6 protein-coding genes and 4 pseudogenes are annotated in these 16,410 nt (G+C 54.8%); 2 read left to right on the top strand and 8 right to left on the bottom strand.

Features of this window, described 5'->3' with window-relative positions:
* Positions 1-3 precede the first annotated feature (3 nt).
* The 5 genes and pseudogenes from ACW9H9_RS08445 to ACW9H9_RS08425 all read right to left on the bottom strand — a co-directional run.
* On the bottom strand, positions 4-2,712 hold the full coding sequence (locus ACW9H9_RS08445) for a putative virulence factor (protein ID WP_457342701.1): 2,709 nt from the start codon (positions 2,710-2,712) through the stop codon (positions 4-6).
* Entirely contained in the window at positions 2,709-5,765 is a 3,057-nt protein-coding gene (locus ACW9H9_RS08440; protein WP_457342700.1) for a virulence factor SrfB, read from the bottom strand. Before ACW9H9_RS08440 ends, ACW9H9_RS08445 begins: the two co-directional genes overlap by 4 nt.
* An 18-nt stretch (positions 5,766-5,783) precedes the next feature.
* Positions 5,784-7,142, bottom strand: a complete 1,359-nt coding sequence (locus tag ACW9H9_RS08435; protein WP_457342789.1) for an SrfA family protein — start codon at positions 7,140-7,142, stop codon at positions 5,784-5,786.
* 21 nt (positions 7,143-7,163) lie between these two features.
* Positions 7,164-7,661, bottom strand: a pseudogene (locus ACW9H9_RS08430) (SrfA family protein); the annotation flags it as partial.
* Between the two features lie 155 nt (positions 7,662-7,816).
* Positions 7,817-8,362: pseudogene (locus ACW9H9_RS08425) on the bottom strand (ATP-binding protein); the annotation flags it as partial.
* Between the two features lie 94 nt (positions 8,363-8,456).
* Between ACW9H9_RS08425 and ACW9H9_RS08420 the strand changes: the two are divergent.
* On the top strand, positions 8,457-9,959 hold the full coding sequence (locus ACW9H9_RS08420) for a hypothetical protein (protein ID WP_186520144.1): 1,503 nt from the start codon (positions 8,457-8,459) through the stop codon (positions 9,957-9,959).
* A 1,213-nt stretch (positions 9,960-11,172) separates the two neighbouring features.
* Here ACW9H9_RS08420 and ACW9H9_RS08415 read toward each other — a convergent pair.
* The 3 genes and pseudogenes from ACW9H9_RS08415 to ACW9H9_RS08405 form a co-directional block, all read right to left on the bottom strand.
* On the bottom strand, positions 11,173-12,807 hold the full coding sequence (locus tag ACW9H9_RS08415) for a coiled-coil domain-containing protein (protein ID WP_186520143.1): 1,635 nt from the start codon (positions 12,805-12,807) through the stop codon (positions 11,173-11,175).
* 242 nt (positions 12,808-13,049) lie between these two features.
* Positions 13,050-14,804: a recombinase family protein gene (locus tag ACW9H9_RS08410; RefSeq protein WP_186520142.1), complete on the bottom strand. Its 1,755-nt coding sequence runs from the start codon at positions 14,802-14,804 to the stop codon at positions 13,050-13,052.
* A 44-nt stretch (positions 14,805-14,848) separates the two neighbouring features.
* A pseudogene (locus ACW9H9_RS08405) lies at positions 14,849-15,811 on the bottom strand (YifB family Mg chelatase-like AAA ATPase); the annotation flags it as partial.
* Between the two features lie 430 nt (positions 15,812-16,241).
* Between ACW9H9_RS08405 and ACW9H9_RS08400 the strand changes: the two are divergent.
* Positions 16,242-16,340 (top strand): annotated as a pseudogene (locus ACW9H9_RS08400) (Hcp family type VI secretion system effector); the annotation flags it as partial.
* Positions 16,341-16,410: the final 70 nt, after the last annotated feature.

Here is a 16,410-nt window from a genome sequence, read left to right as displayed (position 1 = left end):
TGCTTATCTCGCTTTGATGACTGAAAGCACCTGGCCCAGTCGTTCATTCTGTTCAAGGGTGATTTCACGGCCGGCGCCGTGGCCCGCGTTTTCCAGCGTCACGTAGGCCAGGCCCGAGAGCCAGTCGCCCAGGTACAGCTGCGCCTGGTTCGTGGGTTGCGCGGGCAACTGCGGCAGTTGGCCGGCGGGCACATCGGCGTAGAACGAAAACAGCGGGTTGCGCGCGCCGGTGCGGCTGGCCGGGCGCTGGTCGACCGGCTTTTGCAGGTAGCCAAACCAGGACACGAAATCGCGCAGCACCCGCTGCACTTCCAGCACTTGGCGTTCCACCAGTTGATCGCGTCGCGCGCCGCTCTGCGTGCGCTTGAGCACGGCGTGGCTGAGCTGGCCCGGCAGGTCGTAGCGGTAACCGGCGGTGATCAACTCGTCCACCATCGCTTCGATCAGCGACTTTTCCAGGCCCAGCAGGCTGAGCAGGCTCTGGCGCGTGGCGAGTTCGCGCAAATGCGCAACCCAGGCCTTGAACGCCGCCTTGGCAAACCGGTGCTCGTTGCTTTGCTGCGCCGGCACGGACGCAGGGCGGGCGGCCTGGCTTGGGGCGCTGTCGGTGAAGTCTTCACCAAAATCGAAGTCGAACCCGGCGTTGTCGTTGTACAGGCTGCTGGGCGCCGCGGCGGGTGCGTCTTCGCCTTCGGGCGGCGCTTCGGCGTCTTCGTAGACGCCGCTCAGGTACAGGTCGCGAATGTGTTCGCTGGGCATGTCGAGCTGGTGGATCAGTTCGCCCAGCACCGTGGGGCGCTTGAGCAGGCCGCCGAGGATTTCCTGGGCCTTGGCTTTTTTCGCCGCTGCCGCGCCGTCGCCATCGGCGTGATACCAGGTGTCCAGGCCGTGCACGGTGAGGCTTTCGATGCACTCATCGAGCTGCTCGCGGATGCGCGCCAGCTTGAATTCGATGTTGGCCACCCCGTTGAAGCTGCTGCCGAAATAGCGGATGCCGCCGTCGTCCAGGCTGAGCATTTCGCTCCAGGCCTTGGCCGGGGTCTTGATGTGGCGGGCCACCAGGGTGTTGTTTGCAAAGCTGGCGCCCAGGGCGTCGATACGCGCCTGGTTGTTGGGGTTGATGCGGGTTTCCGAGCCTTGGGTGTCTTGCTCGATGAAGCCTGCGTTCATGCGTGGCTTGCGCACCAGGTAGGTGTTCTGGAACGGCGCGTTGGCCCAGTCGATCATCCACGGCAGGCTGCCGAAGCGCTCGAGCATGGTCAGCTTGACCATGCCGTTCCAGCCCTCGTCGTCCTGGTCGGCGGTTTGATTAAGGCCGCCCGCCACCCGCAGGTCGAGCATGGTCAGGGCCCAGATCAGGCCCGCTTCGCGCTTGGCGCGCACCGCCGGGGTGGCGCCCTGGGTTCGGTCGATCCAGCGCGTCAGCACGGGGCCGACGTCGTTGACGTCACTTTGTTTGGTGGAACTGGTGCACACCACCAGGGCGTTCATTTCCTGGGTGTCGGTGTAGCGCTCGAACAGGTAGGCCACCTTGCCACGCAGGATCAGCTGCGCCACCGAGTTGTCCTTGGTGCTGGACTGCGGGTCGTTGGAGTCGGCGATGTCCAGCAGGTTTTTGCGCCCGCGATAGCCCGGGAAGTCCAGCAGGTCGACCTGGTTGACCACCTCGTCGATCGGCGCTTCGATCAGGCCAAACGTCATCTCGGCGGTCAGCGCCGCCAACTGCGCCACGGGGATGCCCTGGCTGTTTTGCAGGCGGCCGCCGGTGCGCGGGCGTACGTTGATCGGCAGGTCCTGGGGCGTGCCGAAACGCTCCAGGATGTCGACGTTCATGATGTTGTCGCGTTGGTGATACGCCTCGCCATCAAAGCTGACCAGGGCCTGGAGCGGCGCGAACACGGTGTCGGGCAGGCCAAGTTTGTGCAGCGCCCCGGCCAGTTGCTGGTAGGCGCGGGTCAGTTCCTGTTGCTCGCCCCACAAAATCGAGAACAGCTCGGCGCGCTCCTGATAGTTCAGGCGCGGTGCCAGTTGCAGCACCGTGGGCCAGTACAGGTGCTCGAGTTTTTTCACCGAGTTGGGTGCGGTTTCGCGCAGGTAGTCCCACAGCGACACGATGTCGTCGGCACTGACGCCCGGGCCCGGTTGGGCGTTTTCGCGGCCCTCGAAGGGCTTGAGGATGCGCTGGATACGCTCTTCGTCGATCGGGTAGTTGATGCGCTCAAGGTCAAAGTCCTTGAACCAGGAGTTGGCGAAGATCTTGGCCAGTTCGATTTCGCGAAACAGTTTGAGCTCGACCGGAAATTGCAGGTCTTCACTGGCGGTGGCGCGACGGCTGAAGCGCGTCACCAGGCCGGTGGCTTCCTTGCCGCCGCCGACCGGGTTGATGTGCTTGATGAAGTCCACGCGGCGCTCGCCGAACTGGGTTTCCAGCTTGCCGTTGTGACCGGCGGCCAACGCCGAGATCAAGTACGACTTGCCCGCCTGGGACAGGCCAAAGAAACCGATGGTCATCGGCGTACCGGCCACGCGCCCCAGGCTGTGCGCCAGGTTGCGCGCGCGGTGCAGGCGCACGTTGAGGTTGTCGGCTTCGCTGTCCAGGCGCGGGGCGTTGCCGCGGGTCTGGCTGATCCAGTCCAGCGCCTGACCGGCACCGTCATACACGGCGGCCCAGCGGGCGCTAAGTTCGGTTTGCTCGGGGGTCAGGTCATTCATTTGCGTTTCACACTTCCGCTGTCGAGCCAGTAGTTGGTTTCGCTCAAGCCCGCATCGAGCATGGTGTTGAGTTCCAGTCGCAGGTCACTGCGCGGGTTGAAGCTGGTGCTGCTGTTGGACTCGATGCTGCGCACCACCAGTTGGTCGCTGATCAGGCCGGTATTGCGTCTGGGCGCCTTGACCTCGAACCGCACTTTGAGCAGGGGCGCCGCGCCGTTTTCGCCGACGGCGCGGGAGAATTTCTCGCGGCCGGCCGGGGTGAACCGCAAGGTGTAGAGCGGCGAGGCCGCCCAGCGCTCCGCTGCCAGTTGGCGAAAGCCCAGGCGCAGGTCGCCGCGCATTTCCAGCGGCGGCGTGTCGGCATCGTCGCCCGTGCCGATCAGGGGCAACTGGAGGGCATTGCTTTCGGGATCGGTCTGGATGTCGCGGTACAACACGTCGGCGTCTTTGATCGCGTTGGCCTGGTCGATGAGCCCGATGTGCTTGACGGTGGAGTACGGCTTGAGCGCCGCCGCCCGGAAATAGAAGTTCGGCAGGCTGTGGTTGGCGCACAGCAGGCACAGCATGGCGCCGACCGAGGCGGTGCTTTTCGGGTCGTCGATGCGGCCGTTTTTGTGGAACGGATACCAGCCGCCCGTGCGGTAGTTTTGCAGCGCCAGGATGCGCCCCGGCGGCAACGGCAGCACTTTGCGAATGAACGCCTGCACGCCTGGCAGGCGCGACGGGCGGCCGGTCAACAGCAGCACGTCGCACGGGTAATGGGCTACCACTTCGCACAGGGCGCCCAGGATTTTAGTGATGTTGATGCGGTCGTTGAGAAACGCCCCGTGCAGGTGTTGCAGGTCGAAACTGATCGGCGTCTGGTACAGGTCAAACCCGTTCTGCGTGCCGATATCGCGGCGCACGGCGTTGTGCACGTATTCCAGCACCGACGCGCTGATGGCCTCGGCGCCCAGCAGTTCCAGGTAGGTGCGGGTGCTGACGTCCACCTGGTGTTGCGGGTCGTAGTGCTCGTATTCCTTGAGCAGCGCCAGGCCCAGCGGCACGAACACTTGCAGGTTCAGTTGCTGGCGCAGGATCACGTCCTTGGCGTCCACCGATTCGGTGCCGCACAGGCGTGACATCAGTGAGTCAGCGGACTTGACCCCCGCTTGCTGCAAGGCACTTTCGAAACTGGGCAGGATAAAGTCGCGGATCACGTCCAGCAGGATGTCGTCGCCCGCCACTTTGAAGCCATCGCGAAAACGCTGCTCGGGCACGATGTGCACGTTGCTGCCGCTGCTCATGTTGCCCGCGCGGTCCAGGCGGTAGTCGGTGATGACCAGGTCGGTGGTGCCGCCGCCGATGTCGATGGTGGCGAGGGTGATGCGCTCGCGTTCGGTCTTGTCCGGGCGGGCGAGGGTGGCGAAGAACTCTTCCGGGTGCCCGGCAAAGTTTTCGTTGACCTCGGTGTACAGGTACACCAACTGGCCGCAGGAGGCCTCGTCCCACTCCACGCGAATGCTCGGGATCGGCGTGGTCGGCGCGGTGCCGCCTTCGTCGTAGGGGCTTTCTTCGCCCGCGTGCCAGCCCAGGCTTTTCCACACCAGGCCAATGGCCTGTTGCATGCGCTCGTTGAGGAGGCTGCGCTCGGCCTGGGGCATGCCCGGCGGTACGGTCAGGGTGATGCTGTTGAGCTGGCGCGGCACGCGGGTGTGGCCCTGGCGCGAACGCTGCGCCGGGCTGTTGATTTGCGACAGCGCCTGGGCCAGCACTTCGGCGAGCATGAAGGTCATCAGGGAACTGCGCGAATAACGCGGCATGAACACTGGCAAACGGTCGTCTTCGTCGAGGCTGTAGAGCGCCTCGCCGGTTTCGTTGATCAGGTGCGAGAACGGCGCGGCGGTGGCGTAGGGTTCGTTGTCGCTCTTGACGTAGGCGCAGTTGAACCGCCAGCCATGGCCGTAGGCGTTTTCGTCCCACAGGTAGCGTTTGGGGCTCGACAGGCCGGTGGAGCCTTCGGTGCCGCGCCGACGGCTGGCCAGGCGCGCGGCTTCGCTGCCGACGCGGGCGATGGTGGCCCACTGGAACGCATCGTGGCGCCCGCTCTTGACCGAGCAGTGGTCTTTGCCGAAGTAGGCCTGGGCAAACTCCACGCGGCTTTCAAAGGGCTGGTTGTAGGTATGTTCGGGGGTGATCAGGTCACGCAGTTCCAGCACGTAGTTCTGCTTGAGGCCCGAGCCTGTCTGGCCATGGTTCTCGATGAGGATGCCGCAGGTGCGCGAGTTGCCGACGTCGAGCACCAGGTCCACGGGGATTGGCTTGACCTGGCCGTTGCGGTCGTTGGCCACCACCTTGACTTCCGGGATCTCGACCTTGGCGGTCAAGTGGCTCTGCTGGGACGCGGACGGCTTGGCCAGCAGGCTCAGCACGTTGAGGTAGTGCGCCAGGTGGTAGTGGGTGCGCAGGTCGGCGTCCAGTTCATCGCGGGACAGGTGCGGGTGCCCTTCGCAGAACAGCTCTTGCAGCCACTCGTTCACCCAGGGCAGGGCAAGGAATTCCTGCAATTGGGTGGCCTGGGTGGCGAGCTTGAACGCCACGCCTGCGCTGACGTCTTCTTCGTTGGGCGCAAGGTACGCGGTGCCGTTGCGCTTGGGCATGATGCGGCTGTCAAACGCCAGGGTCAGGCGGTGGGTGTTGCCGTCGATGTCCGGGGCGGGCAGTTTGACCAGGCGCATGCGCGACCAGTTGACCGGGCCGTTGTCGAAGCGGTGCGGCGGCATGAAGCGCAGGAACGGCAGCGGCAGCCAGAGGCCGTCGAGCAGGGCCAGGCTGCTTTTCATGTCGAGGCTGAAGACCGGCCGGGCCTTTTCGATTTTGTCGGGCGTGGGCTGGTAGAAGTAGAAGTCTTTCTCTTCGTTGTACAGCAGGCGGCACAGGCCCAGGTTCATGGGGGCGAACTCGCCTGCCGGTTCCTTGCGGGGGTCCAGGCGCAGGGCGAAGTCCATGAACTGGATGCCGGTGTCACTGACGAGGGTGACGGTATCTTCGAATTGCGTGACTTCAGGCAGCATTGTCAGGGGTTTCCAGTCTTATTCGCCCGCGTGCCGCATGGACATGGGGAATGTGTCATTGCCATACGCGCCGGCGCAGTCTGCGACGCGGGTCGCGCCTGGCCGGCAGTTGACTTTGGGCATGTCGTAGGTGCTGCCGTCGCCGCACACGGCCTGGCCCTGGCTGTTGATGGACAGGCTGCCGCCCTTCATGGCGGCAGACACCGGGCCGGTGCAGCTCACGCCGTTGGCGCGGTGCACGGTGACGTCGCCTTTGCCGTCCTTGAAGGTGTATTCCAGGCGCAGGGGCTTGCCGGTCTTGACGTCCTGGATGCCCGCACCGGCGCGGTACTGGCCGTTGAGGAAGTCGGCGGCGCCATCGGCGGCGGCAGGCGGGATGCTCAGCCCGGCACCGGGCGCCTGGGGCGTGGCCGGGGTTTGCGCCGGTTCAGGTGCAGGCGCTTGGGCCGTAGGTGCAGCGGGTGTTTCGCCGGGCGGCGTGGGGGCCTCGGCGGCAGGTGCAGAGGGCTGGGCGGGTTCGGTGCCCGGGGCGACGGCGGCGTCAGCATCGCCGGTCTCACCGGCCACGGGCGCTACGGCGCTGCCATTCACGGCGCCGCCGGTGTGGGTGACCCCATGACCGACCACGGTGCCGGTGACGTCCGCGCCGTTGACCACCGGCACTTGCACCGGCTCCCCTGCCGGGACGTCGACCTGAGGCGTGCCGAACAGCGGCAGGTGTGGCGCGATCCCGGGAATGCACCCGCGCAAGCCGAGCAGCAACAGCAGTAGAAGCAGCAGCAACGGCAGCAGCCACCACCAGCCGTTTTTCCACCAGGGGCGTACGGCAACCGGCACCTGGGGCGTCGGCAGGGAAACGGGTTCGGCGGGCGGCAAGCGGAAGTCCAGCGGCGCGCCCTTTGGCGGGTACAGGCACAGCAGCGGGTCGCGGCCCGGGGGGGCGTCGGGGTGCTCGAAGCCCCAGAAGGTCAGCACCGGCTTGCCGTTGACCAGGTACACGAAGGTTTCGTCGGGGAAGTGGATGGCGCGCTTGAGCAGCTTGCCAAAGACCACCTTGTCGCCGGTCTGCGCTTGGCCTTCAGGGCCGATAAAGCGCTGGCTCAGGTCCTTGAGCGCGGTTTTCAGGGCTTCAAGCTGCTGGCGCGCCGGTGCCCGTTCGGCTTCGGTGGCGCTGCTCCAGGGAATCACATCGCCGTCGACGCTGCTGTACCAGTCGATCTGGTTGCCTTGCTCGTCGCTCTGCGGAATGGCCAGGTGCTTGACCAGTTCCGGGTCTTGGCGGCGAATCGCTTCGCGCAGTTGCAGGGCGGCCCGGTACACCGGCTGGCCGGTTTCGCCCAGGGCGGTGAAGGCGCTGCGTTGACCGCTGCGCAGCAAGGCCCCGCGGCCGCCGAGGGCTGCGGCTTTGAGCGGATAGAGGCATTGCAGCGGGTCGCGCCCCGGTAGGGCGTTGGCGTGCTCGAACCCCCAGAAGGTCAGTACGGGCTGGCCTTGCACCAGGTACACGAAGGTTTCATCCGGGAAGTGGATGACGTGCTTGAGCAACTTGGCGAACACCGCCTTGTCGCCGGTGGGCGCGTCGCCGTCAGGGCCGACGAACCGCTGGATCAGGTCGTTGAGCAGGGTGTTCAGGGCTTGGAGCTGTTCACGTGCGGGCGCGCGTTCGGCTTCGCTGGCGTTGCTCCAGGGCACGGCGTCGCCCTCGATCTCGCTGTACCAGTCGATCTGGTCACCAAACTCGTCGGTTTGCACGATGGCCAGGTGTTTGACCAGTTCGGGGTCTTTGCGGCGAATGGCCTCGCGCAGTTGCAGCGCTGCCCGGTAAACCGGCTGGCCGGCTTCGCCAAGGGCCGTGAAAGAACCGCTTTTACCGCTGCGTAGAAGTGCCGCGCGCATCCCAACTCCATATCCCTGTGCGCGAAATGACAGGCGTAGTACACCTGTGTTCGCTCCATGATTAAGCTGGCGACCTTAATGTCAATCTGATGTCGCCGTCAATCTGACATTCGTCGTAGGCGCGCTGTTTGGCGGGAAACGGGCGGAGGCCTGGGCTATTGCGTGGCGGGGCGGTACTGCAGGGCTTCGGCCAGATGCTCGCGGCGGATGGCGTGGGCCTGTTCCAGATCTGCCAGGGTGCGGGCGACTTTCAATAACCGATGGGCGGCGCGCAACGACAGGGTGAGGCGTTCGCAGGCGGCTTCCAGCCAGTGCTCGTCGACGCGCGTCAACGCGCAGTGCTGGCGCAGCCCCGGCAGGTCGAGGAAGGCGTTGGCGCAATGCTGGCGTTGTTGCTGGCACTCGCGGGCGCTGGCGACCAGGCGGGCGGCGCTGGCGGTGTCGTCGCCTTGTTGCCGGGGCGGGGTGAGGGCGGTGGTTTCGCGGGCGACGGTCAGGTGCAGGTCGATGCGGTCCAGCAAGGGGCCGGAGAGTTTGTTGCGGTAGCGTTGGATCTGCTCGGGCGTGCAGCGACAGCGCCCGGTGGGGTCGCCCAGGTAGCCGCAGGGGCAGGGGTTCATGGCGGCGACCAATTGAAAGCGCGCCGGGAAACTCACCCGGTCACGGGCGCGGGAAATCACGATATGGCCCGACTCGAATGGTAGGGGTATTTATCACACATTTATACTGGCTCAATGATGTTGCCTAGCTGCTTGACTGGTAAGATGAAGCAGACCTCTATGGATTGAGACCTTCATGAGAAATATAAAGAAATCGGAAACATTCAATAAGTCTGAAAAGCTCCTTGCTAAATTAGGTGATAAAGCATTTTTGTCACTCTGGTCTTTTGCAAATGTTTATACCGATGAAGGTTTAAAGATAGATGAAAAAGGTCAGCGAAAGGGTCAAGGAGAAGAGCTGTGTGACTTGTTGGTTGTGTTTGGCAATCACGTTCTTATTTTTTCGGATAAAGGACAGATTGAATATAGGCCAACGGATGATATTAAGGTGGGCTGGCGTCGTTGGGTAGATCGGGCATTTTTGAAATCGGCTTATTCTACCTATCGGGCTGAAAAATGGATCAAGCAAATGCCGCATAGGATATTTCTCGATAAAGAATGTTCCGAGAAATTCCCTATAGCTATACCTGATAAAAATACGATGAAAGTCCATAGAATTGCTGTGGCACGCGGAATCACAGAGCATTCAAAAAAGTATTACAAAGATGATAGCGGGACTTTATTCATTAGGCCCGATATTGTTGGTAAGGACCATTTTGAAAACCCATTCATGATTGGGACAGCGGACTCAAAAAAAGGGTACGTGCATTTCTTTGATGAGGAAAGTATCGATAAGGTTTTCGATGAACTAGACACCATCAAAGACTTTACGGATTATTTGTCACAAAAAGAAGATTTAATAAACGCCGGAATGCTTTTAGTCGCTCCGGGAGAAGATGAGCTATTGGGTTATTACCTTTCAAGTAGAGAGGACTCGGAACACATCAGTTCCCCTAAGTTCATAATACCAAAACAACGGAAAGATGAGATTTTAGCCGTTCAAACTGGATTTTATGAAGGGCATAGGAAAACAGAAGAATATAAGCTGTTGAAGGAGATAGGCCGAACCTCCTACTTCTGGGATAGATGTATTGAGTTGATGGGTGGTGCCGCGTTCACTGGAAAATGGCACGAAACAAATGGTAAAAATTATGATGAGGAAATTACAGTATTAAAATATATGGCAGCCGAAAGCCGAATGGCTCGTGCCACCCTGTCTGACGCATTTTTGGATGTTACCCGGAAGCCATTCCCATCCAGTGAGACACGCCCGAGAGTTCGAGTTTGCGGGTCGCCCACGAACCCGGAAATAGGTTATGTATGGTTAGTTCTTAAATTTTCAGAGCTGCAAAAGGATTATGCCGAATACCGTGAGCATCGCAAAGCGATGATTACATCCTATTGCATGGCCTGCAAAGATGCGTTTCCACAGTTTGAGACGATAGTTGGAATCGCAGTGGACGCAGTTAATAATAAGGGTGCAAGCGAAGAGTTGATTTATGTCCATACGAATGAGTGGACAGAAGAAGAATTCCAGAATGCAAGGTTCTTGCGAGAAGAACTGGGGCTTTTGAAAAACATTAAATCAGCTATTTTGAAATACACGATTAAGACCGAAGAAACTGAGCTGTCGAAGCTAAGAAGGCAGAAGAAAAAAAGTAATAAGCAACAAAAAACTGCCCGGAGAAAAAATCGTTAGGATAGTGGTCTGTCGTCAAGCTTGTTTTTAACGGTTGGACTTGTCCAAGCGTTAAAAATGAGCCTATATAAATTTTAGTATAAAGCACTTGATTAAGGTCCAACCATAAATCATCATTATCGTCCGACCTAAAAAATATTTTCACCTCACTATTGACACGTTCTTTTGTTGAATTTAAGCCATAAAACAAACTTCTCGAAAATTGAAATATCAAAAAAATGATATGAAAACATATAAAAAATAGCATGCACTTTTTTAGTGCGTTCGTGGAATTAGGTCAAAAACCGCCGATTATGTTTCTTGTGAACTATAGTAAAGGAAAAATATTACCCCCTCTAAAAACGGCCTTTTTTTGAGTTGCCATTTTTCCACTATCTAAAAAAACATCAAAAAACAGCCAAGAAGTTTTGGACAAAATATTTTTAAAAGAAGCGGTACTTTTAGATTGATGTGATAATCAAAATGGGTCATTTAAAGTTCTGTTTTAGTTTTTGATACCCAAAGTGCCAAGCAAATGTTAAGCACTCGATAATGAGCCGATTTTGAAGGTTTTAGATAGTATTGGCTTGGCGGATGTGTATTCGTGGGGGCTGTGGCTGTGGGTGTGGGTGTGGGTGTGTGTGTATGTGTGTGTATGTGTGTGTGTGTGTGTGTGTGTGTATATGTGCGTGTCTTGAAAACCCTAGGGGGTTTTCGCTTTGTTTTTTAATTCCAGCATTGCCTGCGAAAGCAGGCTACGCCTTTGCTTTCTCAGGCAAAGCTAGTCTTCCTCGTTTTTGTCTAAAAAACAAGTGACGCCTTACCTGATTTTTGAGTTTTACTCTCAGGGCTTAAATTCTCAAATACTAAGTTTAAGCATTGAACACTTAGTGGCTATACAAGCTATTTACGCCACGCTGGCACCCTGTTCAACATGTATTTTCATACACGGCTAGTGGGCTGATGAATTGCCTAACATCCCCGTTCTATTCATCTAGGCTGCTACAACGGAACAATCTCTTGAATTTCCTACATTGAACGCAGGCGTGAATACTGAATTTATTATGGTTATGTGATTTTTACGCAGGAGAGACTTGAAGATATGAAATTATGTGATATAACTTAAATTACAAGTTGAAACTGCTGCTATCAGTATCAACGCCGAACCCTGAATGCAACTACATTCGGGGTTCACCTTTTCTTATGTTGTATCATTTTTTTTGATAAAGTCAAATCAAGGGCCGAAAACCCTTGCACTAACCTTATTAGTAGCAGATTTAATAGCCTGCGTAGTGTCGTGAATCGCAAGGCTTGTTTTTTCTCCAAAAGTAAGGCGTGTAGATATTAAAGCATCCAGTTGTTCACGTTTAAAACGTTCGGCATTCGCTTCTAAGAAGTCGATCCTCTCCTTTCGTGTCATCTGCTTCAATGCGTCTAAATTCTTTTCTTTGTAAGCATAAAAGGCCATTCGTATGTCCCTTTTCTCACTTTGTCGGAAAGCAATGACATCAATAGCTATGTCAACATCTTGGATTGCTTGATATTTGTCTTGGCTGTTCTTGATTGCCTCTTCAAGTTTTTGGTAGTTTTTCAAAGTTTTTTTGCATCTATCATCAAGGCTTTTTAGCTCATTGACGCCCTTCTCAATTTCTCTTTTCTGTTTGTTGAGTGTTGTAGTGTTCGCCTTAACCTCGGTCTTGAGATTTTCATTATCTTCTTGAAGTGTTTTGTTATCCGCTCTGCTTTCTTCCAGAATAGGTTTTATTTCTTGTATGTGTTTTTCAGCGTCAGCAATCGCCGACTCAGTTTGTGATAATAAATTAAAGCCCCTCATTATCTTGGCCTTGTGAGCGTCTTTTGCTATTGCTTCAAGTTTTTCTTTGTGCTCCTTTGTTTTCTCATGTATGGACGCTTCGATGTTGTAGCCAAATTCTTTCAACCTTTTGTTAACATATCCATAGACAAGACACTGGTAAGTTTCGCCTATTTTCTGTGATGCTTTGAATGAGCTATTTTCAATTGCTGGCTCTCCCTTGCTTTTTAGATATCTATTAACTAAATCAAGCTGAGCTTGCACCAAGTCATATTGACCAGTCTTTGAGTTCTTTCCAGATATAAAGATGTGTGGGTGCACGCCAGTATTTATTTGGCTCTGACTTAATACTTCATCGCCATGAAATACACAGGTTTTTATGTCGTATTCAGGTAGGTGCTTCTTGTGGAAGTCGTAAATTATACGTAAATAGTCAACCGGCCTAACTTCGTTTATGTTGTTTCTTGTTGGGAATTTGAAAAAGCATTCCTGCACAACTGTTTTGCTTTTGTGTAATGAGTTGTTGCCGAGTGCAATAATCTTATTGTGTAGCTCTATATAGGTACCTATGGCCTTCTTTTTGTCACTTGCTCGCTTAACGCCTATCAAATCAATTTGATCGACAAGGGAAGGGGAAAGGGGACTGCTTTGGGCCTCCAGAACACTCGTTAGAAGGTTTTTGAGGGCTTCCGGTTCGTCAGCCTTGGCTAACAGCTTTTTAAGCTTGTAGGCGTATTTTGAACGGTCGTCTTTGAGTTTTGATAGGTCTTCATGTGTGCCTATGTCACTCTGAACCGATGACATTATCTCATTGACAAGCCCCTGCCTGTCTTCAAGAGTGAGACTGTCAAGTCTAATCATCTTGTTGTTGTGGATGATGAAATTGCGGTGAGACAGGTCTTGATTGAATTCGAGCTCTTTCTTCATCACAGTGCGGAGGCTGTGATTAAGTGAACTCTTTAATTGAGACAATCCGGCAGTCTTTTTTACTCTGCCCTGCTGGGCGGAGTAGTTCATTCTCTTCCATAGCATAGTGGTATTTTTTAATTCATTCATTTAGTCCTCATAGGTTGTTGTATTTTGCTGTTTGCTTCTGCCCTTCCGGCAGGAACCCGTGAAATACTCGCAAGCGAAGCGTCTTTCCGCAGGAAAGTGTGAGGATTTCATCAGCGGGTTGATAAAAACTCATACTTTAAGTATTTGAGTTGTTTAACTACAAGTTACCATGAATTGTTTTATTTTCAAGCGAGCACAAAAAAGGCCACCTGATTAGGCAGCCTACTTTGATTGTGATGGTATCAATTAAAGTATTCGTTGAGATTGTTGATGCCAAACTCTTTAAGTGGATTGTGTAGGCTGAACTGTTTTGCTACTCGGTCAATTTCAAAGCCATTCTGGAAAATCTTAGCGAACAAAGTTCTTGTGGTTTTGTCGAAGTTGAATTTGAAAGTGATGTCATTAGCAACAAAGAATTGATTTATTTTTAAACGGCCATCTTCTGTTTTATACAAATCAATTATGTCGTTTTCCGAGTAAATGTTTATGGTGGTTTTCTTGATATTTATTTGTGTTTGTAATTCTGCAAGGTTTTGTTCAATGTCATTGATATTCGCTTCTGTTTTGCTAACTACCTCTAAGAATTCTTTTGGGATAATACCGCTAGTGAAACCGGCAAAAGATTTCATTAGGTTGTCTCTATAACTTTTCTGTTCAAGCAAAAGGTTGTTCAATTCCACAATTTTCTTGTTGTCTTTGGTTTGGCTCTCTCTGTTCGACAGAAGCTTGATTAATAATTCTCTAAAATTCTCTACCCGTTCCTCTCCATCAATGTCTTCTTGTGTTGGGAGACGATAAGTCATCCCGCTTTCACGAGTTATCCATTCATATTGACGTTCGGGATTCGGGTCTTCGTTTTGCCATGGGTGAACGTCGAAGTCTTCATTTGTTGTTGATTGATATATGAGTTCAAGAAATAACCCAAAAGCTAGGTCAAAACGAAAACGTGGTTGATTACATCCATTTTTTAATTCTTTGCGTGTGTAGCAATGAAAATACGGATAAACAATACCTTTGGGGTTTGTTTGTTTTTCAAAAAGCATAGATGCTTCACAGCAATCGCACTTGATGCTATGGCGGAAAATGTTCAAGCTTCCAACACTTTGGTTGCCGTAATTTTTTCTATGTGCTCTGTTTTTCATTGCGGCTATTGCTTCATTAAATAGCTCGTATGAAACAATTTGCGGGTAATAGTTTTCAATGTATCGCTCAAATACTTTCTTTTTGTTTTCGTCTCTTCGTTGAGCCATGTAGGCACCGAGAACGTATTTCGTATCTATTAGATGCTTTATATTTCTATTTGACCATTTTCGTTTTGAATAAGCATTGAGCTTTTTAATAGACAGCGACACGCCAACATATTTCAAGCTCTCAAAGAAGTCTCTTATTTCCTGAGCTTCTTCTTCCTCGATTTCAAAGCAGTTAAGCTCTGTATTGTATCGGATGCCATAGGGTGGGTTATGGGCGTTAAAAATGACCTTTTCTTCTTCCGCTAGTTTTTTGGCTCTATTCCATGCGGATTTTCTGCGAACTGATTTTGTCTTACTTTCTTCGTATGCTCGCTTTGCGATAACACTTAAAAGGATATCTTGCTGTAAGTCATCAATACGGTTTTTTTCGTTTGGTTTTTCATACCGTTGACCATCAATGGTGGTTATTAAAATAACCCCTTTTTCAAGGATGCCATTGACTAATTCTTTTGCTTGTAGAAGTCTTTGGCGACTAAGCCGGTCGATACTTTCAACGAATATATAATCGCCCTCTTTGATATGCATATCGCTAATCATATCAATGAGTTCTTTTAGTTTTCCTTTTCGTTTGTTGCTTCCATCGTGTGCAGATATGCCCGTATCCGAGTAGATATTCTCAGGCGGCAACTCAATACCTTGTTGCTTTGTAATGGCTTGGATTGAAGCCATTTGACGGTCTACGGAGTCCCTACCGGCTTCACCTTGGGCCTTAGATGAGTAGCGGATATAAGCGTAGGCAGTAGGCATTCCGGGCTTCCTGTGACGTTTTAGAAAGTGTGAGAATACCACCCGCCAGTCTCCAGGGGTTCGCGCAGTACTTCCAAGACCTTGCGGTCGAACTCGGGCAATTCGTCGAGAAACAAAACGCCGTGATGGGCCAGGGTGATTTCGCCGGGCTGGGGCTTGGAACCGCCGCCCACCAGCGCAGGGCCCGAGGCCGAATGGTGCGGCTGGCGAAACGGGCGGTGGGGCCAATGGCTCAGTGGCGCCAGGCTGACCACCGATTGAATGGCGGCCACCTCCAGCGCCTCCTGCTCGCTCAGCGGCGGCAACAGCCCCGGTAAGCGGCTGGCCAACAGGGTTTTGCCGGTGCCGGGCGGCCCGCTGAACAACAGGTTGTGACCGCCTGCCGCCGCAATCAACAGCGCGCGCTTGGCGGCCAGTTGGCCTTGCACCTCGCTAAGGTCGGGGTAGGGCTTGCTCTGGTACAGCAACCCATTGGAGGCAAACGGTTCGATGGGCTGTTGACCATTAAAGTGCGCCACGGCTTGCAGCAGGTGATCCACGGCAATCACCTTGAGGCCCGAGGCCAGGCAAGCCTCCTCGGCGTTCGCGCTGGGCACGATCAAGGCGCGCCCGGCCTTGCGCGCCGCCAAGGCGGCCGGCAGCACCCCTTTGACCGCCCGTACCTCACCGGACAACGCCAACTCACCCAGGCACTCCACGTCATCGAGCATCAGCGCAGGCACTTGGGCGCTGGCGGCCAGAATCCCCAGGGCAATCGCCAGATCAAACCGCCCACCGTCCTTGGGCAAGTCCGCAGGGGCAAGGTTGAGGGTGATGCGCCGGGCGGGGTATTGCAGCGCAGCGTTGAGAATGGCACTGCGCACGCGGTCCTTGCTTTCCTTGACAGCCGTTTCGGGCAGGCCCACCAGCGTCAGCGACGGCAAGCCGTTGGCCATGTGCACTTCAACGGTAACGGCAGGGGCTTCAACGCCGACCTGGGCGCGGCTGTGGACGATGGCGAGGGACATGCTGGTTCCTTGAAGTGGCGGGCCGCTTCCTGCGGTGGTTCAAGGGTAGTTGAGGGCGGGTGGGGGGTGAGGGGGGAGGTTTTGCAGAACGTATCCCGAGTCCATGCCTTGCTACTCAAGCTGCGAGGATTGCCAAGTGCGCAAGAAGTTGCGCAGTCAAATGTGGATAACTGTGTGGATACATCTCTACAAGTCATGTGAATAAGGGCTTGTAGGCGAGTGCGCAACTTTTTGCGCAGTGGTGCGCAAGAAGTTGCGCACTTTTTGCTGTTTTATGAGAGCAGAGGAGCCAGAAGCATTGGGTTAATACGCTGGAGGCCTTGATTTATATAGCCTTTACAATAGTTGGCATGTTTTTTGATAGCATATTGCTATCGGGGCGAGCAATTGAGCCCGTTGGTTTGTCATTTTCAAGCAAGGAGAGCATCCCGTGGCAACACCTGCGTACATGCCGGCCACCGCCGAAAAACAAGGCCTGATCACTGCCGGTGCCTTCACCGCCGAGTCCGTTGGCAGCACCTACCGCAAAATCACCTGGCCCCAGGAAGTATCCGGGTACTTCGGGTGCTGATGACTGGCGTGCCCCAGGCGCTCAACCC

This window comes from Pseudomonas sp. SDO5215_S409, assembly GCF_054071325.1.
Note: the sequence above shows the minus strand (reverse complement) of the source record. Positions and strands in the feature narration are given on the sequence as shown.

Excerpts from the sequence above, each read along its gene's own strand:
- ACW9H9_RS08420 (WP_186520144.1), top strand. The coding sequence starts at position 8,457 with ATGAGAAATATAAAGAAATCGGAAACATTCAATAAGTCTGAAAAGCTC.
- ACW9H9_RS08440 (WP_457342700.1), bottom strand. The coding sequence starts at position 5,765 with ATGCTGCCTGAAGTCACGCAATTCGAAGATACCGTCACCCTCGTCAGT.
- ACW9H9_RS08445 (WP_457342701.1), bottom strand. The coding sequence starts at position 2,712 with ATGAATGACCTGACCCCCGAGCAAACCGAACTTAGCGCCCGCTGGGCC.
- ACW9H9_RS08415 (WP_186520143.1), bottom strand. The coding sequence starts at position 12,807 with ATGAATGAATTAAAAAATACCACTATGCTATGGAAGAGAATGAACTAC.
- ACW9H9_RS08410 (WP_186520142.1), bottom strand. The coding sequence starts at position 14,804 with ATGCCTACTGCCTACGCTTATATCCGCTACTCATCTAAGGCCCAAGGT.